The sequence below is a fragment of the Cupriavidus sp. HE11 genome (assembly GCF_056097175.1).
In genome coordinates this window covers 1,465,522-1,489,101 of sequence record NZ_CP184464.1, presented here as the reverse complement: position 1 = coordinate 1,489,101, position 23,580 = coordinate 1,465,522, and the positions used below count along the sequence as shown (strand labels likewise).

Annotated in this window: 15 protein-coding genes, 2 tRNA genes and 3 rRNA genes; 15 read left to right on the top strand and 5 right to left on the bottom strand. The window is 62.5% G+C overall.

Annotated features, from left to right (window positions below; genetic code table 11):
* Positions 1 to 21: 21 nt before the first annotated feature.
* Both paaI and paaG read right to left on the bottom strand, forming a co-directional pair.
* Positions 22 to 462 (bottom strand): hydroxyphenylacetyl-CoA thioesterase PaaI, encoded by a 441-nt coding sequence (gene paaI, locus ACOABP_RS06890; RefSeq protein ID WP_066733918.1) that lies wholly within the window; start codon positions 460 to 462, stop codon positions 22 to 24.
* 30 nt (positions 463 to 492) lie between these two features.
* Positions 493 to 1,335 carry a 2-(1,2-epoxy-1,2-dihydrophenyl)acetyl-CoA isomerase PaaG gene (gene paaG / locus ACOABP_RS06885; protein ID WP_474227514.1) on the bottom strand — a complete coding sequence of 281 codons (843 nt, stop codon included), beginning with the start codon at positions 1,333 to 1,335 and terminating at the stop codon, positions 493 to 495.
* 251 nt (positions 1,336 to 1,586) lie between these two features.
* On the opposite strand from paaG, the gene ACOABP_RS06880 reads away from it, so the two are divergent.
* From ACOABP_RS06880 to ACOABP_RS06850, 7 genes are all read left to right on the top strand, one after another.
* Positions 1,587 to 2,363: an enoyl-CoA hydratase gene (locus ACOABP_RS06880; protein WP_474227513.1), complete on the top strand. Its 777-nt coding sequence runs from the start codon at positions 1,587 to 1,589 to the stop codon at positions 2,361 to 2,363.
* Positions 2,364 to 2,963: 600 nt separating this feature from the next.
* Positions 2,964 to 4,495: ribosomal RNA gene (locus ACOABP_RS06875) — 16S ribosomal RNA — on the top strand.
* Positions 4,496 to 4,557: 62 nt separating this feature from the next.
* Positions 4,558 to 4,634 (top strand) — tRNA-Ile (locus tag ACOABP_RS06870).
* An 11-nt stretch (positions 4,635 to 4,645) separates the two neighbouring features.
* Positions 4,646 to 4,721, top strand: a tRNA-Ala gene (locus ACOABP_RS06865).
* 310 nt (positions 4,722 to 5,031) lie between these two features.
* Positions 5,032 to 7,910: ribosomal RNA gene (locus tag ACOABP_RS06860) — 23S ribosomal RNA — on the top strand.
* Positions 7,911 to 8,032: 122 nt separating this feature from the next.
* Positions 8,033 to 8,146 (top strand): 5S ribosomal RNA (gene rrf / locus ACOABP_RS06855).
* Together the 16S, 23S and 5S rRNA genes with 2 tRNA genes alongside form the textbook arrangement of a ribosomal RNA operon.
* A gap of 386 nt (positions 8,147 to 8,532) precedes the next feature.
* Positions 8,533 to 9,459 (top strand): DUF3047 domain-containing protein, encoded by a 927-nt coding sequence (locus ACOABP_RS06850; protein ID WP_474227512.1) that lies wholly within the window; start codon positions 8,533 to 8,535, stop codon positions 9,457 to 9,459.
* A 36-nt stretch (positions 9,460 to 9,495) separates the two neighbouring features.
* On the opposite strand, the gene ACOABP_RS06845 is transcribed toward ACOABP_RS06850, so the two are convergent.
* Both ACOABP_RS06845 and ACOABP_RS06840 read right to left on the bottom strand, forming a co-directional pair.
* A complete protein-coding gene (locus ACOABP_RS06845) occupies positions 9,496 to 10,521 on the bottom strand; it encodes a DUF2891 domain-containing protein (protein WP_474227511.1) in 1,026 nt (341 codons plus the stop codon).
* A 33-nt stretch (positions 10,522 to 10,554) separates the two neighbouring features.
* A complete protein-coding gene (locus ACOABP_RS06840) occupies positions 10,555 to 11,748 on the bottom strand; it encodes a M20 aminoacylase family protein (protein WP_474227510.1) in 1,194 nt (397 codons plus the stop codon).
* A gap of 413 nt (positions 11,749 to 12,161) precedes the next feature.
* Between ACOABP_RS06840 and ACOABP_RS06835 the strand changes: the two genes are divergently transcribed.
* From ACOABP_RS06835 to ACOABP_RS06810, 6 genes are all read left to right on the top strand, one after another.
* Complete coding sequence (locus tag ACOABP_RS06835) at positions 12,162 to 13,763, top strand: ABC transporter substrate-binding protein (protein ID WP_474227509.1); 1,602 nt, start codon at positions 12,162 to 12,164, stop codon at positions 13,761 to 13,763.
* Positions 13,764 to 13,928: 165 nt separating this feature from the next.
* Positions 13,929 to 14,906 carry an ABC transporter permease gene (locus tag ACOABP_RS06830; RefSeq protein ID WP_474227508.1) on the top strand — a complete coding sequence of 326 codons (978 nt, stop codon included), beginning with the start codon at positions 13,929 to 13,931 and terminating at the stop codon, positions 14,904 to 14,906.
* Between the two features lie 3 nt (positions 14,907 to 14,909).
* Positions 14,910 to 15,842 carry an ABC transporter permease gene (locus ACOABP_RS06825; RefSeq protein ID WP_474227507.1) on the top strand — a complete coding sequence of 311 codons (933 nt, stop codon included), beginning with the start codon at positions 14,910 to 14,912 and terminating at the stop codon, positions 15,840 to 15,842.
* Positions 15,843 to 15,860: 18 nt separating this feature from the next.
* The gene (locus ACOABP_RS06820) at positions 15,861 to 16,859 is read left to right on the top strand and encodes an ABC transporter ATP-binding protein (RefSeq protein ID WP_474227506.1); all 999 of its coding nucleotides are present in this window, start codon (positions 15,861 to 15,863) and stop codon (positions 16,857 to 16,859) included.
* Positions 16,856 to 17,920 carry an ABC transporter ATP-binding protein gene (locus tag ACOABP_RS06815; RefSeq protein ID WP_474227505.1) on the top strand — a complete coding sequence of 355 codons (1,065 nt, stop codon included), beginning with the start codon at positions 16,856 to 16,858 and terminating at the stop codon, positions 17,918 to 17,920. Before ACOABP_RS06820 ends, ACOABP_RS06815 begins: the two co-directional genes overlap by 4 nt.
* Positions 17,921 to 18,134: 214 nt before the next feature.
* On the top strand, positions 18,135 to 18,716 hold the full coding sequence (locus ACOABP_RS06810) for a hypothetical protein (RefSeq protein WP_474227504.1): 582 nt from the start codon (positions 18,135 to 18,137) through the stop codon (positions 18,714 to 18,716).
* A 67-nt stretch (positions 18,717 to 18,783) separates the two neighbouring features.
* Here ACOABP_RS06810 and ACOABP_RS06805 read toward each other — a convergent pair whose 3' ends face one another.
* A complete protein-coding gene (locus ACOABP_RS06805) occupies positions 18,784 to 19,980 on the bottom strand; it encodes an ABC transporter substrate-binding protein (RefSeq protein ID WP_474227503.1) in 1,197 nt (398 codons plus the stop codon).
* 313 nt (positions 19,981 to 20,293) lie between these two features.
* On the opposite strand from ACOABP_RS06805, the gene ACOABP_RS06800 reads away from it, so the two are divergent.
* Together ACOABP_RS06800 and ACOABP_RS06795 are read left to right on the top strand one after the other, a co-directional pair.
* Entirely contained in the window at positions 20,294 to 22,399 is a 2,106-nt protein-coding gene (locus tag ACOABP_RS06800; protein WP_474227502.1) for a molybdopterin-containing oxidoreductase family protein, read from the top strand.
* Entirely contained in the window at positions 22,396 to 23,538 is a 1,143-nt protein-coding gene (locus ACOABP_RS06795; protein ID WP_474227501.1) for an aminopeptidase, read from the top strand. The genes ACOABP_RS06800 and ACOABP_RS06795 overlap by 4 nt, the downstream gene beginning before the upstream one ends.
* Positions 23,539 to 23,580: the final 42 nt, after the last annotated feature.

Below are 23,580 nucleotides of genomic sequence, written 5' to 3'. Positions count from 1 at the left end.
GGGTACCGCGTTTGTCTGGTATCAGGCCTCGGCTGGCGGGATGACGTGCCCCTTGATCTGGGCCGACTTGCCGCGGAACATCGCCACCGGCTCGCCGGCGCGGTTGGTCACCTTGATGTCGTACACGCCATGCCGGCCGGACAGGATCTGCTCCACGGCCTCGGCGGTCAGTACGTCGCCGCCGTGCACGGGGCGCAGGAATTCGATGCTGCAGCCCGACGCCACGGTGTTGATGTTATGGCTGTTGCAGGCGAATGCGAAGGCGGAATCGGCCAGCGTGAACATCAGTCCGCCGTGGCAGATGGCATGGCCGTTCAGGAACTCGGGCCGTATCGGCATCGACAGGCGCGCGTAGCCGGGCCGGACCTCCTCGATCACCATGCCCAGCCAGCGGCTGCAGGCGTCGGACTCGTACATGGCATGGGCGGTGGCCTGGGCCAGGGCCTGGGGGTCTTGGTTCAAGCGGGTCTCCTTGCTCGCGGGGGAACGGGATCAGGCGCCCTTGAAATGCGGGGCGCGCTTTTCAAGAAAGGCGTTCACGCCTTCGTTGTAATCGTGGGACTGGCCGAGCTGGCGCTGCAGGTCGCGTTCGAGGTCCAGCTGGGCGTCGAAGCTGTTGGTGGCGCTGGCGTGCATCGACTGCTTGATGGCCGCCAGCGCACGCGTGGGCTGTGCCGCCAGGTGCGTGGCCAGCGCGAGGGCCTGTTCCATGAGCAGGGGATCGTCCATCGTCTCCCAGATCAGGCCCCATTTTTCGGCTTCCTCGGCACTGAGCTTGTCGCCGGTCATCGCCAGCCCCAGAGCACGGGCCATGCCCAGGCGCTTGGGCAGCAGCCAGGTGCCGCCCGAATCGGGCACCAGGCCGATCTTGACGAATGCCTGGATAAAGCTGGCCGACCTGGCTGCCAGCACCATGTCGCAGGCCAGCGCCAGGTTGGCGCCGGCGCCGGCGGCCGTACCGTTGACCGCGGCGATCACGGGCAGCGGCATTGCCTGCAGGCGGCGCACGAGCGGGTTGAACCAGGTATCGATCAGTTCGCCGAGATCGGTGGCGTGGCCGGGCGTGAAGTCGAGATCGGCCAGATCCTGGCCCGCGCAGAAGCCACGGCCGGCGCCGGTCAGCAGCAGCGCGCGGGCACCGCCGGCTTGCGTCTGATCCAGCGCATGGACCAGCGCGCGATGCATGTCGCGGGTAAAGCTGTTGAGCTTGTCGGGCCGGTTGAGCGTGACAACGGCCACATCGCCGTGCCAGCGCAGCAGGATGGGGCCGGATTCGAGACTCGCACGCGCGGGGGCGTGCGCCGGGCTGGCCGGGCTAACCGGGGTTGGGGGCATGGTGGTCTCCTGCGCCATTTGTTCTTCGGGTCGGTATGCGGATCTGTTGCCGCGACGGGTCGCACGGCCATTGTAGATAGTGGCGTGCATTCGTTAAATTAACCGACCAGTCGGTCGGCAAATAGTAGTAGGGATGCCGGCAGGGCGCAAGAGGTGGCCGCCCGCCTTGACCAGCTTCACGGCGGCGGGCGAGTATCGATCCGCTTCTGTATAAGACAGATCACTGATTCCTCTCATCGCAAGGAGAAGACATGTCGTACGAGAACATCCTGGTGGAGACGCGTGGCCGCGTCGGGCTGGTGACGCTCAATCGCCCCAAGGCCCTGAACGCGCTCAATGACGCACTGATGGACGAACTGGGCACCGCGCTGACCGCGTTCGACGCGGACGAGGCCATCGGCTGCATCGTCATCACGGGCAGCGAGCGCGCCTTTGCCGCCGGCGCCGACATCGGCATGATGGCGAAGTATTCCTATATGGATGTCTACAAGGGCGACTACATCACGCGCAACTGGGAAACCATCCGCCGCATCCGCAAACCGGTGATCGCGGCGGTGGGCGGCTACGCGCTGGGTGGCGGCTGCGAGCTGGCGATGATGTGCGACATCGTGATTGCGGCCGACAGCGCCCGGTTCGGCCAGCCCGAGGTCAAGCTTGGCACCATGCCGGGCGCGGGCGGCACGCAACGCCTGCCGCGCGCAGTATCGAAGGCAAAGGCCATGGACCTGTGCCTGACCGCCCGCATGATGGACGCGGCCGAGGCCGAGCGTGCCGGCCTGGTGTCGCGCGTGGTGCCGGCCGACAAGCTGGTCGACGAGGCGGTGTCGGCGGCCGAGACCATCGCCAGCTATTCGCTGCCGGTGGTCATGATGATCAAGGAGTCGATCAATGCCGCCTATGAGACAACGCTCAACGAAGGCGTCCACTTCGAGCGGCGTTTGTTCCACTCGACCTTCGCCACCGAAGACCAGAAGGAGGGTATGGCCGCGTTTGTGGAGAAACGGGCACCCGATTTCAAGCATCGGTAAAACTTGAGTCGGGGAATACCCGAGGCAAGTTGAGGGGTATTGGTCGGTCCGGTAAATATTTATCGGGCCGATTTTCCTTTGTGATCAATGGTTTGAGCGGCATATCCCGAATATCTCTCCATGAGTTCGTGACATGCGTGTTGCAAAGGTCGCAGATCAGGCCTAATATTCGCCCCCTCGCAACACGAAGCGCACTGCAAACGCAGCAGCGACAAGGGTTTGCGGGGTTGGCAGGGGGTTGGGGTTGCGAGGGTTTGCAGCGCAGACCGGCAGAAAAAAGTTCTGCAAAAACTGTTGACGAAACGTTGAATGCTCTGCATAATCTCGTTTCTCCGCTGCAACGAAATGACGAAACGTCAGCGACGCAGCGACAGCGAACGGCAAAGCCGGCGCTGAAGTTCTTTAACAACCAAACAACCGATAAGTGTGGGCGCTTGATGGCGAACGCCACGGAGACCTCGGTCTGCGTGATGCTTCAAAAGTTATCAGTGCTCGCACAGTAAAACATGTTGGTTTGCGTCGCGAGACGTGAGCCAGTCAGTTTTCTGAGAGTGAGCGACCGCTCGAAAGAGCGAGGTGCTTCGGCACCACACAGAGATTGAACTGAAGAGTTTGATCCTGGCTCAGATTGAACGCTGGCGGCATGCCTTACACATGCAAGTCGAACGGCAGCGCGGACTTCGGTCTGGCGGCGAGTGGCGAACGGGTGAGTAATACATCGGAACGTACCCTGTTGTGGGGGATAACTAGTCGAAAGATTAGCTAATACCGCATACGACCTGAGGGTGAAAGCGGGGGACCGAAAGGCCTCGCGCAGCAGGAGCGGCCGATGTCTGATTAGCTAGTTGGTGGGGTAAAGGCCCACCAAGGCGACGATCAGTAGCTGGTCTGAGAGGACGATCAGCCACACTGGGACTGAGACACGGCCCAGACTCCTACGGGAGGCAGCAGTGGGGAATTTTGGACAATGGGGGCAACCCTGATCCAGCAATGCCGCGTGTGTGAAGAAGGCCTTCGGGTTGTAAAGCACTTTTGTCCGGAAAGAAAACGCTCTGGTTAATACCTGGGGCGGATGACGGTACCGGAAGAATAAGCACCGGCTAACTACGTGCCAGCAGCCGCGGTAATACGTAGGGTGCGAGCGTTAATCGGAATTACTGGGCGTAAAGCGTGCGCAGGCGGTTTTGTAAGACAGGCGTGAAATCCCCGAGCTCAACTTGGGAATTGCGCTTGTGACTGCAAGGCTAGAGTATGTCAGAGGGGGGTAGAATTCCACGTGTAGCAGTGAAATGCGTAGAGATGTGGAGGAATACCGATGGCGAAGGCAGCCCCCTGGGACGTCACTGACGCTCATGCACGAAAGCGTGGGGAGCAAACAGGATTAGATACCCTGGTAGTCCACGCCCTAAACGATGTCAACTAGTTGTTGGGGATTCATTTCTTCAGTAACGTAGCTAACGCGTGAAGTTGACCGCCTGGGGAGTACGGTCGCAAGATTAAAACTCAAAGGAATTGACGGGGACCCGCACAAGCGGTGGATGATGTGGATTAATTCGATGCAACGCGAAAAACCTTACCTACCCTTGACATGCCACTAACGAAGCAGAGATGCATTAGGTGCTCGAAAGAGAAAGTGGACACAGGTGCTGCATGGCTGTCGTCAGCTCGTGTCGTGAGATGTTGGGTTAAGTCCCGCAACGAGCGCAACCCTTATCTTTAGTTGCTACGCAAGGGCACTCTAGAGAGACTGCCGGTGACAAACCGGAGGAAGGTGGGGATGACGTCAAGTCCTCATGGCCCTTATGGGTAGGGCTTCACACGTCATACAATGGTGCGTACAGAGGGTTGCCAACCCGCGAGGGGGAGCTAATCCCAGAAAACGCATCGTAGTCCGGATCGTAGTCTGCAACTCGACTACGTGAAGCTGGAATCGCTAGTAATCGCGGATCAGCATGCCGCGGTGAATACGTTCCCGGGTCTTGTACACACCGCCCGTCACACCATGGGAGTGGGTTTTGCCAGAAGTAGTTAGCCTAACCGCAAGGAGGGCGATTACCACGGCAGGGTTCATGACTGGGGTGAAGTCGTAACAAGGTAGCCGTATCGGAAGGTGCGGCTGGATCACCTCCTTTCCAGAGGCTTGTGTTCACAAGTCAAGCGTTCACACTTATCGGTTGTTTGCTGTTACAGCCAAGGGTCTGTAGCTCAGGTGGTTAGAGCACCGTCTTGATAAGGCGGGGGTCGTAGGTTCAAGTCCTACCAGACCCACCAAGTTATCACGCGGGGGATTAGCTCAGCTGGGAGAGCACCTGCTTTGCAAGCAGGGGGTCGTCGGTTCGATCCCGTCATCCTCCACCACTTACCTGGATCAAGGATCGGGGTAACGAGATTACTTGGTTGGTAGCCAAATGAAAGCATTCAATGCTGAGTGCTTTCATTTGGCATTGCCAAGCGACGCAAGTCGGCTGTTCTTTAACAATATGGGATGTAGTAAAGGTGTCGCGAAGCGTTGATGAGACGCTGCAGTACAAACGCGATACCGGGTTGTGATTGTATCAACCAAAATGTATTTAAGTGATCGAAAGATGACTTGGAATACGGCACAAACGCGAGAACTCAGACCTGTAGCCAGCGTGGATAACGGAAGCGTTAGACACACTCGTTATAGGGTCAAGCGAACAAGTGCATGTGGTGGATGCCTTGGCGATCACAGGCGATGAAGGACGCGGTAGCCTGCGAAAAGCTTCGGGGAGCTGGCAAACAAGCTTTGATCCGGAGATGTCCGAATGGGGAAACCCGGCCCGAATGGGTCATCCCTGACTGAATACATAGGTCAGGGAAGCGAACGCGGCGAACTGAAACATCTAAGTAGCTGCAGGAACAGAAATCAACCGAGATTCCCAGAGTAGTGGCGAACGAAATGGGAAGAGCCTTGCACTCTTTAGCAGAACTGTTAGCAAAACGGGATGGAAAGCCCGGCCATAGCAGGTGATAGCCCTGTATGCGAAAACAGATTTGTGGAACTAGGTGTGCGACAAGTAGGGCGGGACACGTGAAATCCTGTCTGAAGATGGGGGGACCATCCTCCAAGGCTAAATACTCGTGATCGACCGATAGTGAACCAGTACCGTGAGGGAAAGGCGAAAAGAACCCCGGGAGGGGAGTGAAATAGATCCTGAAACCGCATGCATACAAACAGTCGGAGCCTGGAAACGGGTGACGGCGTACCTTTTGTATAATGGGTCAGCGACTTACATTCAGTGGCAAGCTTAACCGATTAGGGAAGGCGTAGCGAAAGCGAGTCCGAACAGGGCGTTGAGTCGCTGGGTGTAGACCCGAAACCAGATGATCTATCCATGGCCAGGTTGAAGGTGCGGTAACACGTACTGGAGGACCGAACCCACTAACGTTGAAAAGTTAGGGGATGAGCTGTGGATAGGGGTGAAAGGCTAAACAAATCTGGAAATAGCTGGTTCTCTCCGAAAACTATTTAGGTAGTGCCTCGTGTCTCACCTTCGGGGGTAGAGCACTGTCATGGTTGGGGGGTCTATTGCTGATTACCCCGCCATAGCAAACTCCGAATACCGAAGAGTGCAATCACGGGAGACAGACATCGGGTGCTAACGTCCGGTGTCAAGAGGGAAACAACCCAGACCGCCAGCTAAGGTCCCCAAATATAGCTAAGTGGGAAACGAAGTGGGAAGGCTAAAACAGTCAGGAGGTTGGCTTAGAAGCAGCCACCCTTTAAAGAAAGCGTAATAGCTCACTGATCGAGTCGTCCTGCGCGGAAGATGTAACGGGGCTAAGCTATATACCGAAGCTGCGGACGCGCGTAAGCGCGTGGTAGGAGAGCGTTCTGTAAGCCTGTGAAGGTGTCTTGTAAAGGATGCTGGAGGTATCAGAAGTGCGAATGCTGACATGAGTAGCGATAAAGGGGGTGAAAGGCCCCCTCGCCGTAAGCCCAAGGTTTCCTACGCAACGTTCATCGGCGTAGGGTGAGTCGGCCCCTAAGGCGAGGCAGAGATGCGTAGCTGATGGGAAGCAGGTTAATATTCCTGCACCGTCGTATGATGCGATGGGGGGACGGATCGCGGAAGGTTGTCCGGGTGTTGGAAGTCCCGGTCCCTGCATTGGAGAAGGCGCTTAGGCAAATCCGGGCGCGGAATTCAAGGATGTGGGGCGAGCGGCTTTATGCTGCGAAGCAATCGGAAGTGGTTCCAAGAAAAGCCTCTAAGCTTCAGTCATACGAGACCGTACCGCAAACCGACACAGGTGGGCGAGATGAGTATTCTAAGGCGCTTGAGAGAACTCGGGAGAAGGAACTCGGCAAATTGGTACCGTAACTTCGGGATAAGGTACGCCCTGGTAGCTTGACTGGCCTGCGCCAGAAGGGTGAAGGGGTTGCAATAAAATGGTGGCTGCGACTGTTTAATAAAAACACAGCACTCTGCAAACACGAAAGTGGACGTATAGGGTGTGACGCCTGCCCGGTGCCGGAAGATTAAATGATGGGGTGCAAGCTCTTGATTGAAGTCCCGGTAAACGGCGGCCGTAACTATAACGGTCCTAAGGTAGCGAAATTCCTTGTCGGGTAAGTTCCGACCTGCACGAATGGCGTAACGATGGCCACACTGTCTCCTCCCGAGACTCAGCGAAGTTGAAGTGTTTGTGATGATGCAATCTCCCCGCGGCTAGACGGAAAGACCCCATGAACCTTTACTGTAGCTTTGCATTGGACTTTGAACCGATCTGTGTAGGATAGGTGGGAGGCTTTGAAGCGTGGACGCTAGTTCACGTGGAGCCGTCCTTGAAATACCACCCTGGTTTGTTTGAGGTTCTAACCTTGGCCCGTGAATCCGGGTCGGGGACAGTGCATGGTAGGCAGTTTGACTGGGGCGGTCTCCTCCCAAAGTGTAACGGAGGAGTTCGAAGGTACGCTTGGTACGGTCGGACATCGTACCTAAAGTGCAATGGCAAAAGCGTGCTTAACTGCGAGACCGACAAGTCGAGCAGGTGCGAAAGCAGGACATAGTGATCCGGTGGTTCTGAATGGAAGGGCCATCGCTCAACGGATAAAAGGTACTCTGGGGATAACAGGCTGATACCGCCCAAGAGTTCATATCGACGGCGGTGTTTGGCACCTCGATGTCGGCTCATCTCATCCTGGGGCTGTAGCCGGTCCCAAGGGTATGGCTGTTCGCCATTTAAAGAGGTACGTGAGCTGGGTTTAAAACGTCGTGAGACAGTTTGGTCCCTATCTGCCGTGGGCGTTGGAATCTTGACGGGGGCTGCTCCTAGTACGAGAGGACCGGAGTGGACGTACCGCTGGTGTACCTGTTGTCTCGCCAGAGGCATCGCAGGGTAGCTATGTACGGAAGAGATAACCGCTGAAAGCATCTAAGCGGGAAACTTGCCTGAAGATGAGGATTCCCTGGAGGCTTGACCTCCTTGAAGGGTCGTTCGAGACCAGGACGTTGATAGGCTGGGTGTGGAAGCGCAGTAATGCGTTAAGCTAACCAGTACTAATTGCCCGTAAGGCTTGATCCTATAACCAGTGTGTTTGACCTGGTTGGACGAGAGTCCGCGTGTGCCGAAGGCATACAAACACAACCTCTTTACTACACCCAGATTCGCTGCGCTGACCTCGGTCAGTGCGGCAACCAGTCATGCCTGGTGACCATAGCGAGTTGGAACCACCCCTTCCCATCCCGAACAGGACCGTGAAACGACTTTGCGCCGATGATAGTGCGGACTACCCGTGTGAAAGTAGGTCATCGCCAGGCTCTTATACCCAGAACCCCCAAGCCCAAAAGCTTGGGGGTTTTGCTTTTGCGTGAAACAAACGCGAAGGCGCCCATTGACGGCAAAATGCCCGTCCCCGTTTCTGTCCCCGTTTCTGTCCCCGTTGCCCTCCCGCCCCGCTGCAAATGCCCGGCCGCGCGCGCCCTGTCCATCGAACTAGTTCGAAAAGCACAGCCCGTCATGTTGGCTGTTGTATTCAGGGTACCCGAGCATTCCGGGTACTCCGCGCATCTGATATGGTCTGCCCCAAGCGCTGAAAAATTCAGCACGAAGCAGTCAGCAATACCAATCCTCGGCACCAAATAGCCAGGATGTTGGGATTTCGACGAACGGGTAAGTATCAGGTATCAGGGTCCAGGGGGTTATCGTGGCCATGAAGTTTCGGCCAGCACTGGCTTGTGTGGTGAGCGCGTTCGTGCTCGCCGGTTGTGCATCATCGACGGTCGCACCGACCGATTCATCAAAGTTGGCTGCCGTTTCAGACGGCAATTGCGCGACGTTCGCAGAAAAAGGCTTGTTGAAGGCTGCCGTTCGGAGCCAGCCGGCCGATCAGCTGGAACTCGCCAATCGCGCGGCGAATGCCGCGGCGGAAGCGGAGTCCGGAGGCGACGGCGAGGCGGAAGCCGATGCTGCGTCGTTGCCGTTGCTGACAGACTTGCCGCTGTTCTCCGCATCTTCCGTTCCCAGTACGCTCCCGACCGGCTGGCAACCCTGGAAGGTTAATCGCAACAAGACGCCCACACGATATTCGCTGACCGAAGTCGACCAGCGCACGGTGCTGCATGCAGAGGCGGATGGGTCTGCTTCTGGGCTCTATGTCCCGCTGACGCAGCGCGATCCCGGGACGCTGCGCTGGATGTGGAAGACGCGCGATGTGATTCGTGTCGCGGATAACGCGGTGGGCCATCGCGAGGATGCGCCGCTGCGAATTTTCGTGGCGTTCGACGGTGATCGCAGCACGTTGTCGCTGAAAGACCAGTTGATGTACGAAATGGCGCGCATTACCACCGGCCGGGAAATGCCGTACGCCACGCTGATGTACATCTGGGGCGGCAAGCGTCCGGTAGGCAGCGTTCTGAACAATCCTCACACTGACCGCGTTCGCATGATCATCGTGGACTCGGGCACACGCCATACCAACGAATGGCGGTGTCACGAGCGCGATCTGCGCGCCGACTATCGCAAGGCGTTCGGCGCCGATCCGGGAAAGATCCTGGCGGTTGGCCTGATGACCGATACCGATAACACCAGGAGCCGCGCCGAAGCCTGGTACGGCGATATCGCGCTGGACTGAGCTCGCCCCCGCCGCCGGACCGAGGCTTGCGAGGCGTCACCCGACGCTCAGGTCTTCCAGCGCCAGCAGCGCGAAGGTGGCAAGCCAGTGCGTCGCCACGTAGTGGCCCTCCACCGCCTGCGGCAGCGACACCTCCAGATGGTCGGACCACGCCCGCACGGCCAGCGGCTGCAATGGGGGCGGCAAGGCCGGTCCCAGCAGGCGCCAGCACCAGGCGCGGGACAGGTTCAGCCCGTCCAGATGGGACATCTTCGGATCGGTCCGGTCCGCGACGGACACCGGCGTCAACCAGGTGCCAAGCTCGGCCTGTCCCGGCGAGAACAACTCCCACCATTCGGCAAAGCCACAGTCGTCCATTACCTGTTGCATCAGCACGGCCTCCATCAGGCCGCCTGACAGGAATTCGTCGCCGCCCGGCTCGTAACGGGCCGGGTAGCGCAGGTCGTGCGCGAACCAGCGATGGGCCCTGCGCACGATCGACTTGCGCAGGGCGGGGTGCTGGTCCTGCCTGGCGTAGAACAGCGCCATGACCAGCGCAAACGCGCTGTTGAAATGGGTGCCGGTGCGAACCGGGAAATCGGCGACGTCGATGTAGTCCATCAGGCGTTGTGCCAGATGGTTGGCCAGCGGTGCACAGGCGGCGGCCCATCTGGCGGCCTGCGGGTCCTTGAGCCCCAGCGCGCCCAGTTCGGCCTGCAGCCGTAGCACCCACGCCCAGCCGTACGGCCGCTCGAAGGTCCGGGAGCCCGGCCGCTCGAAGTACGCCAGTTCCGTGGCAAAGGCCTCCGGGCGAAACTGGGTGTCAAGTGTCTCGCGAATGCGGCCGGCATCCGCCAGGTTCGGGCGCAAGACCAGCAGCCGCACCAGCAGCCAGTGCATGTGTACCGACGAATGCCAGTCGTAGCTGCCGTAGAAGACCGGGTGATTGACGGCGGGCGCGGCCAGGTCGTTGGCGTCCACCATCAGGTGGTCCACCTTGTACGGGTACGGACGCACGATGTTGTCGAGCGCCACCTGGGCAAATCGCGCCGCCGTGGTGTCATCCAGCAGCGTATGGGGCATCGTGCGTCGCCTGGAAGGTCAGTCCGTGCCGGCTCAGGCCGGCGCCAGCCATTTCTCCACCAGCTTGACGAAGAACGTGGAGCCCACGGGCAGCAGTTCGTCGTTGAAATCGTAGCTGGGGTTGTGCAGCATGCACGGGCCCATGCCATGGCCGGCTTCGCGATGCGAACCTTCGCCGTTGCCGATGAACAGGTAGCAGCCCGGCTTTTCCTGCAGCATGAACGAGAAGTCCTCGGCGCCCATGGTCGGTTCCACGTTGCCGTCGACGTTGTCCGCACCCACCAGCTCGCTGGCGATACCCACCGCGAATTCGGCTTCCGCCGCACTGTTGATGGTGGGCGGGTAGTTGCGGCGGAATTCGAAATCGATCGTGCAATCGAACGCCTGGGCCACGGCGCGCGACACCTCTTCCATGCGTCGCTCGATCAGGTCCAGCACCTCCACGGTGAACGTGCGCACCGTGCCGCCCAGCCAGACTTCATTAGGCACGATGTTGGTGGCATCGCCGCCATGAAACTGCGTGACCGAGATCACGGCGGTGTCGATCGGGCGCTTGTTGCGCGTGATGATGCCCTGCAGCGCCGACACGATCTGGGCGCCCGTGAAGACCGGGTCGCAGCCGTTGTGGGGCATGGCCGCGTGCGCGCCCTTGCCGCGCACGGTGATCTTGAACTCGTTGCTCGACGCCATCAGCGGGCCGGCCGTGGTGCCGAACGAACCGACCGGCATGCCCGGCCAGTTGTGCATGCCGAACACGGCATCGCACGGAAAACGGTCGAACAGCCCGTCCTTGATCATCTCGCGGGCGCCGCCGCCGCCTTCTTCGGCCGGCTGGAAGATCAGGTGAACCGTGCCGTCGAAATTGCGGTGCTCGGCCAGGTAGCGTGCCGCACCGAGCAGCATCGCCGTATGACCATCGTGGCCGCACGCGTGCATCTTGCCCTCGTGCTGCGAGCGATGACCGAAGGTGTTTGCTTCCTGCAGCGGCAGCGCGTCCATGTCGGCGCGCAGGCCAATGGTTTTGGCGCTTTTGCCATTGCGGATGATGCCGACCAGGCCGGTGGTGCCCAGGCCGCGGTGGACTTCGATGCCCCAGGATTCCAGGTTCCTGGCCACCACGTCGGCGGTGCGCTGTTCCTCGAAACACAGCTCGGGATGCGCGTGGATGTCACGTCGGATAGTGCGGATTTCGGCTTGCGCCTGAAGGATTTCGGGGATGAGCTTCATGATGCCGGTCCGGGCAAATGGGGCAATTGGATACCCCCGATCATACGACGCCTATCGTAGAAGCGCCAAAACAAGGCGTTCCAGGCACCTGCCGGCGACGCCGTTCGCATGCCGGTGCACGGTGCCGGAGCGGGCATACATTTGCCGGGACAGGCGCACGGGCAGGCGGCCATCGGCAGGCCGGCAGTGGCGCAGCGCACCATGGCCAATGCCCTCCGGGCGGGTGGGTTTCCCCGCATGGCGGACGTCTTGTACTGCTGGAACAGTTCATGCTTGAAGTGCCCGGCCGGTCGCGCGCCACGTTGCCCAGCAGAACGCCGCACCAAAATGCGGCGCTCCCGCGGGGACATTTGAAGACGAGCGCGACTGATCCTTATCGTCATTTCAAGACTTCCCACTGGGAGAATCGTGCGATGTCCCTTCGTCACGTCAAGAAGGCTGTCGGCAAGGCGGTCGGTGCTGTCCTGCTGACCGGCGCCCTCGGTCTCGGCCTGGCCGGCCAGGCCCAGGCGGTCGATCTCAAGATCGCCATGAGTTCGCCGCCGACCTCAATGGATCCGCATTTCTACAACCTGTTCTCGAACATCAATGTGTCCGAACACGTGTTCGAGACGCTGATCAAGCTCGACCCCGACAGCAAGGTGGTGCCGGGGCTGGCCGAGTCGTGGAAGCTGGTCAACAACCTCACGTGGGAGTTCAAGATCCGCAAGGGCGTGAAGTGGCATGACGGCACCGAACTGACCACCGACGACATCGCGTGGTCGCTGGACCGCCCGGCCACCATCGTCAACAGCCCGGGCAAGTTCGATGTGTACACCAAGGCGATCATCAACAAGAAGATCATCGACAAGTACACGATCCAGCTGACCACGAACCAGCCGTACCCGCTGATGCTCAATGACCTGACGTCGGTGTTCATGGTCCAGAAGAAGGCCACGCAGGGCCTGTCTTCGGACGACTTTGCACAGGGCAAGGGCATGATCGGCACCGGGCCGTTCAAGTTCGTCAGCTATGCGCGCGACGACCGGGTGGAACTGGTGAAGAACCCCGACTACTGGGGGGCCAAGCCGGCCTGGGACAAGGTGACGCTGCGCTTCATCCCGAACCCGGCCACGCGCCTGGCCGCGCTGCTGTCCGGCGACGTGCAGGCCATCGAGAACGTGCCCACGCCCGACCTGCCGAAGGTGCGCACCGATCCCAAGCTGTCGGTCTTCTCGAAGATCTCGCACCGCGTGATCTACCTGTACTTCGACGTCAAGCGCGACAAGTCGCCGTTCGTGACGACCAAGGACGGCCAGCCGATGGACAAGAACCCGCTGAAGGATGCGCGCGTGCGCATCGCCATCAGCACCGCCATCAACCGGCAGGGCATCAAGGACCGTCTGATGGAAGGCCTGTCCGAGCCGACCAACAACCTGGTGCCGCCCACGCTGTTCGGTTACAACCCGGCGCTCAAGACGCTCAAGTACGATCCGGAGGCGGCCAAGAAGATGCTGGCCGAGGCCGGCTATCCGAACGGTTTCGGACTGACGCTGCATACGCCGAACAACCGCTACGTCAACGACGAGAAGATCGCGCAGACCATCGCGCAGAACCTGACCCGCATCGGCATCAACACCAAGGTGGAAGGCATGCCGATGGCCACGTACTCGTCGAAGGCGATCAAGCATGAGTGGTCGTTCGGCCTGGTGGGCTGGGGCGCCCAGACCGGCGAAGTCAGCTCGCCGCTGCGCGCGCTGGTGGCGTGCGAAGACTCGAAGAAGGGCTTCGGCACGACCAACTGGGGCGAGTACTGCAATCCGAAGATGGATGCGGTGCTGGAAAAGGCCCTGGCTACCGTGGATGACAACGAGCGGTCCAAGCTGCTGCAGGAAGCCACGGCCATCGTGGTGCTGGACGGCGGCATCATCCCGGTTCACCATCAGGTGACCACGTGGGCCACGCAGAAGGGCATCACGTACGTGCCGCGTACCGACGAACGCACCTACGCGCACCTGTTCAAGCCTGCCCAGTAAGCCAGCCGGACAGGGCGGCGCCGCCAATGGATGGCGGCTCCGGTATGATCGCGGCCCCGGTCGTCCACGAGACGCCGGGGCGATGTTCCCACGATGTCCCCCGTGGGCCGCGAACCCGCCGGCAGTGCGCCACCGCGCGCCGGTGAAAGGATAGGCGTCTGGAAAATGCTGGTCTTCATCATCCGGCGACTGATGCAGAGCGTGGTTGTGCTGCTGGTCATGTCGTTGCTCGTGTTTCTTGGCGTTTTTGCGATCGGCAATCCGATCGACATCCTGATCAGCCCGCAGGCCGACCAGGAAGACATCAAACGCACCATTGCCGCGCTCGGCCTCGACAAGCCACTCTGGGAACAGTACTGGATCTTCCTGCAGAACGCGCTGCACGGAAATCTGGGTACGTCGTTCGCGCATGGCACGCCGGCGCTCAAGCTGATCTTCGAACGCATGCCGGCCACGCTGGAACTGGCGGTGTGCGCCATCCTGCTGGCTATCCTGCTGGGCATTCCGCTGGGCCTGTGGGCGGGCCTGCGGCCGAACGGCGTGGCCGGCAAGACCATCATGACCGTCTCGATCCTGGGCTTCTCGCTGCCCACGTTCTGGGTGGGGCTGATGCTGATCATGGTCTTTGCCGTGCAGCTGGGCTGGCTGCCGTCGAATGGCCGGGGCGAGACCGTCAGCGTGCTCGGCGTGCCGCTGAGCTTCCTGACCGTCGACGGTATCCGCCACCTGATCCTGCCCGCCGTGACGCTGTCACTGCTGAATATCGCCATGGTGATCCGGCTCACGCGCGCCGGCACCCAGGAGGCGATGCTGCAGGACTACGTGAAGTTCGCCCGCGCCAAGGGGTTGTCCAATACCCGTATCGTCGGGGTCCACGTTCTTAAGAATATTCTGATCCCGATCGTCACCGTGATCGCGCTGCAGTTCGGCTCGATCATCGCGTTCGCGATCGTGACCGAATCGATCTTCGCGTGGCCCGGCATGGGCAAGCTGATTATCGATTCGATCCAGTTGCTAGACCGCCCGGTGATCGTGGCCTACCTGATGGTGATCGTGACGCTGTTTATCCTGATCAACCTGATGGTGGACATCGTCTACAGCATGCTCGATCCACGCGTGCGCATTGCCGACAACAAGGGCTGAGCCATGAGCACATCGACCGTCCCCCAGCAAGCCCCGACCCAGCCGAAGCCGGCAGCCAAGGACCAGACCCCGTGGCGCCGCTTCGCGCAGCAGTTCTTCGAAAGCAAGCTCGCGGTGGTGGGCCTGGTGACGCTGCTGCTGATCATCCTGATCGCGATCTTCGCCCCGCTGCTGGCACCCCAGAATCCCTATGACCTGGCTACGCTGGACGTGCTCGACGCGCGCCTGGCGCCGGGCGAGCAGGCCGGCAGCGGCATGACGTTCCTGCTGGGCTCCGACGAGCAGGGCCGCGACATGCTGTCGGCCGTGATGTACGGCCTGCGCATCAGCGTGGGCGTGGGCGTGGTCAGCACCGTGATTGCCCTGCTGCTGGGCGCCACCCTGGGGCTGCTGGCCGGCTTTGTCGGCGGGCGCACCGAGGCGTTCATCATGCGTGTGGCCGACCTGCAGCTGTCGTTCCCGCCGATCCTGCTGGCGCTGATTCTTCTGGCGTTCTTGCGACCCGGCATCGGCAATATCGTGATCGCGCTGGTGGCGGTGCAGTGGGCCTACTATGCCCGCACCACGCGCAGCGCGGCGCTGGTGGAGCGGCGCAAGGAATATATCGAGGCGGCCACCTGCCTGGGGCTGCCCCCGCAGCGCATCATGTTCCGGCACCTGCTGCCCAACTGCCTGCCGCCGCTAATCGTGATTGCCGCACTGCAGGTGGCGTCGGCCATCACGCTCGAAGCCACGCTGTCGTTCCTGGGGCTGGGCGTGCCGGTCACGGAGCCGTCGCTGGGCATGCTGATCGCCAACGGACAGCAGTACATGTTGTCCGGCAAGTACTGGATCAGCTTCTTCCCGGGTATCGCGCTGGTCGTCACCATCGTGGCGATGAACCTGGTGGCCGACCAGTTGCGCGACGTGCTGAACCCGCGCCTGCAGACGCAGTAAGACACCAGGAGAGCCGATATGACCCAGCCAACCCTGGTCGTAGAAAATCTAAAAACGCAGTTCTTCACGCGCGCCGGCGTGGCAAAGGCCGTCGACGACGTGTCTTTCTCGGTGGGCCGTGGCGAAATCATGGGCCTGGTCGGTGAATCAGGCTCGGGCAAGTCGATGACCGGCTATTCGATCATGGGATTGATCGATCCGCCCGGCAAGGTGGTGGATGGCCGCATCGCCCTGACCAGCCGCGACGGCGTGACGCGCGACCTGCGCGCCCTGACACCGGCACAGCAGCGCGACGTGCGCGGCAATCGCATCGCCATGATCTTCCAGGACCCGATGATGACGCTGAACCCGGTCCTGCGCATCGACACACAGATGATCGAGGCCGTGCGCGCGCACGACGACGTCAGCAAGGCTGCCGCCCGCGAGCGCGCCCGCAACGCGCTGGCGCGGGTGGGCATTCCGTCGCCGGACGAGCGCCTGCAGGCCTATCCGCACCAGTTCTCGGGCGGCATGCGCCAGCGCGTAGCCATCGCCATCGCGCTGCTGAACAAGCCCGACCTGATCATCGCCGACGAGCCAACCACGGCGCTCGATGTGACCATCCAGGGCCAGATCCTCTATGAAATGCAGACGCTGTGCCGCGAGTCGGGCACGGCGCTGATCTGGATCACCCACGACCTGTCCGTGGTGGCCGGCCTGGCCGACAAGGTCTGCGTGATGTACGCGGGCAAGATCGTCGAATCGGGCGATGTGCGCCAGGTGCTGGAGCGTCCCCATCATCCGTACACGCACGGGCTGATCGGCTCGGCGCCGTCGCGCAATCCGCGCGGTGCGCCGTTGCGGCAGATTCCGGGCATGACGCCGTCGCTGCTGAACCTGCCCGGCGGCTGCTCGTTCCGCAATCGCTGTCCGTACGCCACCGACGTGTGCAAGAACGACCCGCCACTGGCTATTTCGCCAGACGGCCGGCAGTTGCGCTGCTTCCACCCGGTGCATGCCCAGCAGGAGGCCGCATGAGTACGCCCGTGATCGATACGCCGAAGGCCACCGCGGTGGACGCGCCGCCCGACGCCGCCACGCCACCCGCGCCGTTGCTGGAGTTGCGCGGGGTGTCCAAGCGCTTCGTCAAGTCGCTCGACGTGGCGGCGAAGATCGCCAATGTGTTCGGCGCGAAGCAGAAGATGGAAGTGGTGCATGCCGTCGACAAGGTCGACCTGGCGATCCGCACCGGCGAGGTGGTTGGGCTGGTCGGCGAGTCGGGCTGCGGCAAGTCCACGCTCGGCCGCATGGCGGTGGGGCTGCATTCACTGACCGAGGGCGAGCGGCTCTGGCGCGGCACCGACCTGGACCGCCTGCCGCCCGACAAGCGGCGCGAGAAGCAGCTGGCGATCCAGATGATTTTCCAGGACCCCTACGCGTCGCTGAATCCGCGCCTGCGGGTGCTCGATATCGTCGGCGAGGCGCCCGTCGTGCACGGCATGGTCGAGAAGGGCGCGCAGAAGGCCTATGTGGAAGACATGCTCGTGCGCGTGGGGATGGACCCCACGGTGCTGCGGCGCTTTCCGCACCAGTTCTCGGGCGGACAGCGTGCGCGCATTGGCATTGCCCGGGCCCTGGCCGTGAAGCCGGAATTCCTGGTGTGCGATGAATCGGTGGCCGCGCTCGACGTGTCGATCCAGGCCCAGGTGCTGAACCTGTTCATGCGCCTGCGCGAAGAGCTGAACCTGACCTACCTGTTCATCAGCCACGACCTGGGGGTGGTCAAGCACATCAGCGACCGCGTGGTGATCATGTACCTGGGGCGCGTGGTGGAGTCGGCACCAACCGAGGAAGTGTTTGCGTCGCCCAACCATCCCTACACCCAGGCGCTGCTGGCCGAGGCGCCGAAGCTGGAGGTTGGCAAGAAGACCTATGTGGCGATCCGGGGCGAAATCCCGTCGCCGCTCAATCCGCCGCCGGGCTGCCATTTTCACCCGCGCTGCCCGCATGCGATGCCGCGCTGCAAGGAGGAACAGCCGGTGCTGAAGGAGATTGCGCCGCTAAGGTGGTCGGCGTGTCACCTGAATGACATGGCGTGAAGCGGCGGGCGGCGTTTTCTCCACTCCCCGTGACTTCCTGTTGCCTGTGCCAGCCCGGCCGGTCCTGTCCACGTCGGGTTTGCAATTGCTTTGGGCGAACACTAATGTGGATTGCGGCATGATCTGAAAGTCCGCTAGCCCCGCGTTGGCCGTGGGCGGGCAATTCAGTCAGTGTGCTGCCCTGTCCGTCCCTGGTAACAAGAAGGAGAACGTCATGAATAGGAAGACGCTGTTGGGCCTGGCCGTGATGATGGCGGTAGCCGGCGCTGCGCGGGCGCAGCCTGAAACCAAGGTGGATGTGACCCGAGGGCCCGAGAATATGACGGCCACAGGGACCGCGACGACGACGGCCAAGGTTGTCAAGATTGTGCCGGTGACGAGAACCGTCACGCTGAAAACGGACAAGGGCAAGGAAATGGACGTGGTGGTAGGCGAGGAGGCCAGGAACTTCGACCAGATCCATCTCGGCGACGTGGTCACGGTGGAGTACAAGGAAGCCCTGACGCTCAGCCTCAAGAAGGGCAGCGGGCCGCTATCCCGGCATGAGCGCGCGATCTCCGACCGCTCCGTGCCTGGCGCGAAGCCCGGTGGGACGATGGGCCGGGAAGTCACCGTCACGGCAGACGTTGTCGCGGTGAATGCCGATGCCAGGACCGTGACTGTGAAGGGCCCCAAGGGACACACGGTAGACCTGATGGTCGAAGACCCGGAACGGCTCGCGAAGATAAAGAAGGGGGACCGGGTCGAGGCCGTCTATACGGAGGCCACGGCGATTTCCGTGCGGCCTGGCAAATAGCGTCACCCGGTAGCTGCTCCCCTGTGAGCGCAGGGCTCGCAGGGGATTCCCGGCGCCGTCCTTCCCGTCAGCGAATGACCACGCCCCGCGAGTTGATGATCGTCATTTCGACGAATTTCGATCCCACGTGGCTGTCCGGACCGAACTGGACGATAAAGCCGCCCAGGTCCACGTTGCGCATGCTTTCCAGCGCCATGACGAAGCGCTCGCGGGTCAGGTCCTTGCCGGCGCGGCGCAGGCCTTCCACGAATGCCTTGGCGGCGATGAAGCCCTCGATGCTGGCGTAGTCGAAATCGTTCTGCTTGCCGGCGGCCTGCAGCAGGCGCAGGTATTCGCGCACCACCGGCAGGGTGGCGTTGCCCGGATGCGGCATCACCTGCGAGATGATCACGCCGCTGCCCTGCGGGCCCACTTCCTTCGCCAGCGCCTGCGTGCCCACGAACGACACGTTATAGAACTGCCCGCTGTAGCTGCGGCGCAGGGCTTCCTTCACGAAGGCACCCGCCGTGCGGTAGGCGCTGATCAGCACCACGGCATCGGGCTTGGCCTTCATGGATTCCTGCATCGCATCGCCGATTTCCACGGTGTTGCGGACCACGGTGGACTGCGCCACCAGCTTCACGCCACTGTCGGCAGGCAGCGCCTTGATGGCGTGCTCGATGCCCGCCAGGCCGGCCTTGCCGTAGCCGTCGTCGTTGTAGACCACGGCAACGCGCTTCAGGCCCGTGGTGCGGATCTGGCGCACGATGGCGGCGGTCTCTTCCTCGTAGCCCGCGCGCACGTGGAAAACGTAGCGGTTGGATGGGTCGCGCAGCGTCTGCGCGCCGCTGAACGGGGCGAAGAACGGAATGCGGGCCTGGGCGACCAGCGGCAGCGCGGCCTGGCTGGTGGGCGTGCCCACATAGCCAAACAGCGCAAAGACGCGGTCTTCCTCGATCAGCTTCTTCGTGTTCTTGACGGCCTCGTCGGGCTCGTACGCATCGTCCAGCGCCTTGAGTTCGATCTTGCGGCCGAACACGCCGCCATGGCTGTTGATGTAGTCGAAGTAGAGGCGCGCGCCGGCATTCATCTGCTTGCCCAGCACGGCCGTGGGGCCGGTCAGCGCGGCCGATTGTCCCAGCAGGATCGTATCGGCGGTTACGCCGGTCTCGGCAGGCGTGGTATTGGCGGCAAACGCGGCGCCTGGTACGCCGCTGGCCGCGAGCGCGGCCGCCATCATCAGGCCGACCAGCTGCCGGCGCTTGACCCCAGAAGTGAAACCCATGTGAATCCCCGTCAAAAATCCGTAAAACGTTCTTCGTTGCTTCTTTGCTGCTTTCGGACCCCGCGGATGCCGTCCGGATCTTGTGCCGGTACGGCTCCCGGCCCTGCGGGGCCGGACAGTCCACGGCCTTGGCCGGACTGCGCCGGCACATCATAATCGAATACAATCGGAGCCAAACAATTTCTCCCGGTCAGCAATGTTTGGCCGACGCCACTGCGCCACAGTCACGCCGTTGACAAACGCCACGCCGTCGGCCCGCCCAATGCGCCGTACCGGGCGCCCCACCCGCCGTATCTGACTGCCGAAGCCCACCATGGCCACCCGCATCGTCCGCGCCGCCTGCCCCCACGATTGTCCCGATACCTGTGCGCTGCTTGTCACCGTCGAGGACGGCCGCGCCGTCAAGGTGGCCGGCGATCCGGAACATCCCACCACCGGCGGCGTGCTCTGCACCAAGGTGTCGCGCTACGCCGAACGCACCTACCACGCCGACCGCCTGCTGACGCCGTTGCGCCGTGTCGGCAAGAAGGGCGAGGGCAAGTTCGAGCCCATCTCGTGGGAAGCCGCGCTCGACGAGATCGCCACGCGGCTGGGCACCATCGCCGCGCGCAACCCCGAGGCGATCGTGCCGTACAGCTACGCGGGCACCATGGGCCTGGTGCAGGGCGAAAGCATGGCCGCGCGGTTCTTTCACAAGCTCGGTGCGTCGCTGCTCGATCGCACGATCTGTGCCAGTGCCGGCGCCACGGCGCTGCGCTACACCTATGGCGCCAGCGTCGGCATGGACATGGAGCACGTGGTCGATGCCAGGCTGGTAATCATCTGGGGCGGCAACCCGATTGCGTCGAACCTGCATTTCTGGACCCGCGCGCAGGAAGCCAAGCGCCGCGGCGCCACGCTGGTGGCGATTGATCCCTACCGCTCGCTGACGGCCGAAAAGTGCCATCGTCATATCGCGCCGATGCCGGGCACCGACGGCGCGCTGGCGCTGGCGATGATCCACATCCTGATCCGCGACGACCTGCTGGACCACGACTACATCGCGCAGCACACGGTCGGTTTCGATGCGCTGCGCGAGCGCGCGATGGACTATCCGCCGGCCCGTGCGGCCGAGATCTGCGGCGTGCCGGTGGAAGACATCGAATGGCTGGCCGGCCTGTACGGCCAGCTGGCAGTCAAGGAACGCCAGGCCGTGGCAATCCGCCTGAACTATGGCGTGCAGCGCGTGCGGGGCGGCGGCCAGGCCGTGCGCGCCGTGGCATGCCTGCCGTCGCTGGTCGGCGCCTGGCGCCAGCCGGCGGGCGGCCTGCAGCTGTCCACGTCGGGCTTCTTCCCGGTCGATACGGCTTCGCTGCAGCGCCCGGACCTGCTGCCCGGCTGGCCCAGCCTGCCCCGCACCGTGAACATGAGCACGATCGGCGATGCGCTGCTGGACGACGGCACGCGCGGCAACGGCCCGAAGATCGAGGCCGTGGTGGTCTACAACAGCAACCCGGTGGCGGTGGCGCCCGAGTCGGCCAGGGTGGCGCAGGGTTTTGCACGCGAAGACCTGTTCACGGTGGTACTGGAGCACTTCCGCACCGATACGGCCGACTATGCCGATATCGTGCTGCCCGCCACCACGCAGCTCGAACACGTGGACGTGCACAAGACCTACGGCCACGTCTACTTCATGGCCAACAACCAGGCCGTGGCGCCGCTGGGCCAGGCATTGCCGAACACGGAGATCTTCCGCCGGCTGGCCGCGCGCATGGGGTTTGCCGAGCCGTGCTTTGCCGATTCCGACGAGGAAATCGCCAGCCAGGCCATCCTGCGCGACGACAAGCGAGCCGCCGGCATCAGCTGGGACACGCTGAAGGCGCGCGGCTGGCAACGACTCAATATCGACGCGGCGCCGTTTGCCAACGGTGGCTTCCCGACGCCTTCGGGAAAATGCGAGTTCTATTCGGAAGCCATGGCGCGCGACGGGCTCGATCCGCTGCCAGCCTATGTGGCGCCGTACGAGACCCCGTCGTCGGCGCCGGAACTGGCGGCACGGTATCCGCTTGCCATGATCTCGCCGCCGGCTCGGAATTTCCTGAACAGCTCGTTCGTCAACGTCGACAGCCTGCGCAACACCGAAGGCGAGCCGCACCTGGATATTCATCCGGCGGACGCCGCCGCGCGCAACATCGCCCATGGCGACCTGGTCCGTGCCTACAACGACCGCGGCAGCATGCAGGCGCGCGCCCGCGTGACCGATCGCGCCAAGCAAGGCCTGGTGGTGGGCCTGTCGATCTGGTGGAAGAAGCTGGCCCCGGACGGCAAGAACGCCAACGAACTGACCAGCCAGCAGCTGACCGACCTGGGCCGCGCGCCGGTCTTCTATGACTGCCTCGTGGAAGTGGAGGCGGTGCGGGCCGAGGCCCTGGCATCATGAACCGGTGGCCGGCCCGCCGGCGCCTGGCGGGGATCCTCGCGATACTCGCCCTGGCGGTGCTGGCGGCCGGCTGCGATACGGTCGGCTATTACTATCAGTCGATCGGCGGCCACCTGGGCGTGATGGCTTCGGCGCAGTCGCTGGACGATGCCATCGCCACCGCCAACGGTGCCAATGACCAGAAGCTGGCGCAGCGGCTGGAACTGGCGCGCCGCATCCGCGATTACGCATCGCGCGAACTGAAACTCCCCGACAACGGCAGCTATCGCCGTTACGCCAATTTGCACCGGCCCTATGTGGTGTGGAGCGTGTTCGCCACCCCCGAGCTGTCGCTGGACCTGCACCAGTGGTGCTTCCCGATTGTTGGCTGCATCACGTACCGGGGCTACTACAGCCAGGACGATGCCGATCACTATGCCCAGGGATTGCGCCGCGACGGCTTTGAAACCTACGTGGCAGGCATCCCGGCCTATTCGACGCTTGGCTATTTCGACGATCCGCTGCTCAATACCTTTGTCTACCAGCCAGAGGGCGAACTGGCCCGGCTGATCTTCCACGAACTGGCACACCAGGTGGTGTACGTGCGCAACGACACCGCCTTCAACGAGTCGTTTGCCACGGCCGTGGAAGTGGCCGGCGTGGAGCACTGGCTGGCGCAGGAAGGATCGGCCGACGCGCGCGCCAGCTACAAGATCTATGACGGCCGGCGCCGCCAGTTCCGCGCGATGCTGCTCGGCACCCGCGACAAGCTCGTGGCGCTGTACAAGTCGCCGCTCGACGACGAAGCCAAGCGCCAGGGCAAGGCGCGCATTTTCGACGAACTGCGGCAGGAGTACGCGGCGCTGAAGGTCGAATGGGCCGGCTATACCGGCTACGACCGATGGTTCGATCAGCCGCTGACCAATGCCCACCTGGCCGCCGTGGCCACGTACCAGCAATGGGTGCCGGCCTTTACCGCGCTGCTGGCGCAGTGCGGCGGCGACTGGGAGCGCTTCTATGCCGCCGCGCGCAAGATTGGCGACCTGCCGCCTGCCGAGCGCGAAGCCGCGCTGCGCAAGCTGGCGCCGCCGGCCACCGAAGTCACGCCACTGACCGCGCGTGGCAGCACCGGCACCGCAGCCGATACGCCAAAACCCTGACGCGGGAGTTTCCCGATGGTGGCACGCGCCCCGCATGCGAAA

Bases quoted from the DNA above. Each gene is read 5' to 3' on its own strand.
- ACOABP_RS06825 (WP_474227507.1), top strand. From the start codon at position 14,910: ATGAGCACATCGACCGTCCCCCAGCAAGCCCCGACCCAGCCGAAGCCG.
- ACOABP_RS06880 (WP_474227513.1), top strand. From the start codon at position 1,587: ATGTCGTACGAGAACATCCTGGTGGAGACGCGTGGCCGCGTCGGGCTG.
- ACOABP_RS06830 (WP_474227508.1), top strand. From the start codon at position 13,929: ATGCTGGTCTTCATCATCCGGCGACTGATGCAGAGCGTGGTTGTGCTG.
- ACOABP_RS06815 (WP_474227505.1), top strand. From the start codon at position 16,856: ATGAGTACGCCCGTGATCGATACGCCGAAGGCCACCGCGGTGGACGCG.
- ACOABP_RS06805 (WP_474227503.1), bottom strand. From the start codon at position 19,980: ATGGGTTTCACTTCTGGGGTCAAGCGCCGGCAGCTGGTCGGCCTGATG.
- ACOABP_RS06810 (WP_474227504.1), top strand. From the start codon at position 18,135: ATGAATAGGAAGACGCTGTTGGGCCTGGCCGTGATGATGGCGGTAGCC.
- ACOABP_RS06840 (WP_474227510.1), bottom strand. From the start codon at position 11,748: ATGAAGCTCATCCCCGAAATCCTTCAGGCGCAAGCCGAAATCCGCACT.
- ACOABP_RS06800 (WP_474227502.1), top strand. From the start codon at position 20,294: ATGGCCACCCGCATCGTCCGCGCCGCCTGCCCCCACGATTGTCCCGAT.
- ACOABP_RS06820 (WP_474227506.1), top strand. From the start codon at position 15,861: ATGACCCAGCCAACCCTGGTCGTAGAAAATCTAAAAACGCAGTTCTTC.
- paaG (WP_474227514.1), bottom strand. From the start codon at position 1,335: ATGCCCCCAACCCCGGTTAGCCCGGCCAGCCCGGCGCACGCCCCCGCG.
- ACOABP_RS06835 (WP_474227509.1), top strand. From the start codon at position 12,162: ATGTCCCTTCGTCACGTCAAGAAGGCTGTCGGCAAGGCGGTCGGTGCT.
- ACOABP_RS06845 (WP_474227511.1), bottom strand. From the start codon at position 10,521: ATGCCCCATACGCTGCTGGATGACACCACGGCGGCGCGATTTGCCCAG.
- ACOABP_RS06795 (WP_474227501.1), top strand. From the start codon at position 22,396: ATGAACCGGTGGCCGGCCCGCCGGCGCCTGGCGGGGATCCTCGCGATA.